This is a genomic window from Deinococcus sp., assembly GCF_018260405.1.
Taxonomy (GTDB): Bacteria; Deinococcota; Deinococci; order Deinococcales; family Deinococcaceae; genus Deinococcus.
Genome location: NZ_JAGLBG010000032.1, coordinates 22,967 through 25,227, shown reverse-complemented (window position 1 = coordinate 25,227; position 2,261 = coordinate 22,967). Strand labels below are relative to the sequence as shown.

Sequence of the window (2,261 nt, the reverse complement as noted above, 5' to 3'; positions counted from 1 at the left end):
CCCGGATGATTTCGCGGATGTAGTAGCTCTGCGTGCAGACGGTGGTCGGATACCACACCCGCATCAGCATCGTCTCGAACCAGCCGGGCAGCCAGGGCAGTTCAGGGTCGGTGTTGGTGCAGCTCATCAGCACGTTGTGGATGGGCACCAGCGTGCCTTCGGGCACCGCGCGGATTTCCAGTGGCAACTTGCCACCGTGGACGTTGACCACGCGCATCCAGCCGTCATAGGGAAAGGGTTCGCCGTGCGCCTCAATCAGCGCCTTGGCTTCTTCCACGTCCCCGGCGGTCACACGGCGGGTCAGATATTTATCCAGAATGTACTGGAGGCCAAAAAAGCGCGTGCTGGGGTACTTGCCGCCGCGCGATTCCAGGTAACTGAAAATACGGGTCATGCCGCGTGGGTACTGAAGGAAGTGGCTGGACTTGTAAGAGTCGGTGTCCAGAATGATGTTGCTGTCGCTGAGCTTATTGAACATGGTCAATTCTCCTCTGCGCCGAAGCGTGGCGCGAGTGTCCGGGCTAGGTCTTCGAGTTCGCGGTGGTACTCTATGCGGCTTTCCCACGCGCCAGGAAAGGCCCCCGCGCCCAGGTGCGCCCCCAGGAGGCTCCCGGTGATGCAGGCAATCGAATCGCTGTCGCCGCTGGTGGTCGCGGCGCATTGCAGGGCACGCACCGGGTCGGCGGGGTGCAACAGAAAGCACAGCAGACCCGTCGCCAGGGCTTCCTCGGCGACCCAGCCCTCGCCCGTGAACTCGCAGGGGTCGGCATGTTCGCCTATGCCCCGTTCGGCGGCGGCCCGAGCAAGGTCCAGCACCGCCTGGCACTCGTCCCAGCCGCGCTGCAAATACTGCTGCGACGTGGTTGCTGGCGACTGGGCCACCAGCGGCTCCAGCCAGAGCGACTGATCCTGCCTTCTGGCAGCCATATAACGCGACAGTTCGGGCAGCAGTTGCGCGGGCGGCGTGCCGTCCAGCAGCAGACGAAGGCTCTGAGCGGTCAGGTCGCTAGCGGCCAGCGCGGTGGGATGCCCATGAGTCACGGCGGCCTGAAACTGGGCCACGAACGACCGTAACGGCTGGCTGCGAATCAGGGCAGCAGGCTGCACCCGCATATTGGCCCCGCAGCCCTTGGATCCCCGCACCGTCGCCGCGTACCAGGGCTGTTTCTGTTCCAGAGCGCGGCACGCCTGCAAACAGGTCATGCCCGGGGCGCGGTTGTTTTCGGGGTCGTGCAGCCACTCGGTGAATTCGGCCCGCAAGGCCGCCTCCAGTTCTGGTAAGAGTTCCCGCAAAGATGGCTGCTCCCCTCTCAGCACCACGGTCTGGGCCAGCGCCCGACCCACCGCCAGCATCATCTGGGTGTCGTCGGTCACGCGGCCCTGGTGAATGTCGCCCGGCCCGGCGGGAGGATAGGCCCGCCGGATGGCCGCCACATCACGAGTAAATTCGACGGGCGCGGCCAGAGCGTCGCCGTAAGCGGCCTCGAGGAACATTCCCCGCACGCGCTGGAGATCAGACAAGGCAACCGGGTCGGACATCATTCACTTCCCCGCGATGAGGCCGCAATTTCGGGAGGCCCACTTGACCCCAGGGAAGTCTCATCGCTGACTCATAATTTAGACTACTAATTATGAGAACAGTGAGTCAAAAAGAAGCGCACCCGAAGATGCGCTGCTGGTGGCCTGCCCTACTCAGTCGCGTTCGCGTTCGCGCTCGGCGTTCAGCTGGGCCTGTAACTGGGCCTGACGCTGGCGCTGGTAATCCTGATGAAAGCGCTGCTCGTCGATCAGATTGGTGCCGAGGGTCAGCTTGCCCGTCGAGAGTTCGCGCATGGCCTGCGTGACCAGATTGTGCGTCTTGGCCCGCTGATCGCTGGGCAGCACGCTGGGCGCACCGCTCTTGAGCTGCAAGGCACGCTTGGCCGTCACCACGGAAAGACGGTACTTACTGTCCGTCATGGAAAGCAATTTATCGATATCTTTTTCTGCCATGTCCACCACCCCTTTCACTGCCCGGTTCACTGCCCGGAGCTGTTCCCTGCCGAAAAGTCTCGTCCGGCCAGAACCAGACGCACCCGATCTATCAGTCTACTACGGCCTGTGGCCGATTGGTAGCCATGCCGCGTAGGACATCCGTAAACCAGTCGGACCGGACAGGGCCTGTTCGTGCGGACCACACAGTTCAGCCCGCCTTGCCCTCGCTGAGCATCCCGATGATGTACAGCGTGAGGAACCCGGCGAAGAACGCGGAGGTGATCCAG

At 63.2% G+C, this 2,261-nt stretch carries 2 protein-coding genes and 1 pseudogene; all 3 read right to left on the bottom strand.

Features of this window, described 5'->3' with window-relative positions; genetic code table 11:
- Positions 1–445 (bottom strand): annotated as a pseudogene (locus QZ269_RS06015) (nicotinamide phosphoribosyltransferase domain-containing protein); the annotation flags it as partial.
- A 35-nt stretch (positions 446–480) separates the two neighbouring features.
- Entirely contained in the window at positions 481–1,539 is a 1,059-nt protein-coding gene (locus QZ269_RS06010) for an ADP-ribosylglycohydrolase family protein (RefSeq protein WP_291425359.1), read from the bottom strand.
- Between the two features lie 153 nt (positions 1,540–1,692).
- Positions 1,693–1,992, bottom strand: a complete 300-nt coding sequence (gene rpoZ / locus QZ269_RS06005; RefSeq protein WP_291425357.1) for a DNA-directed RNA polymerase subunit omega — start codon at positions 1,990–1,992, stop codon at positions 1,693–1,695.
- Between the last annotated feature and the right edge of the window lie 269 nt (positions 1,993–2,261).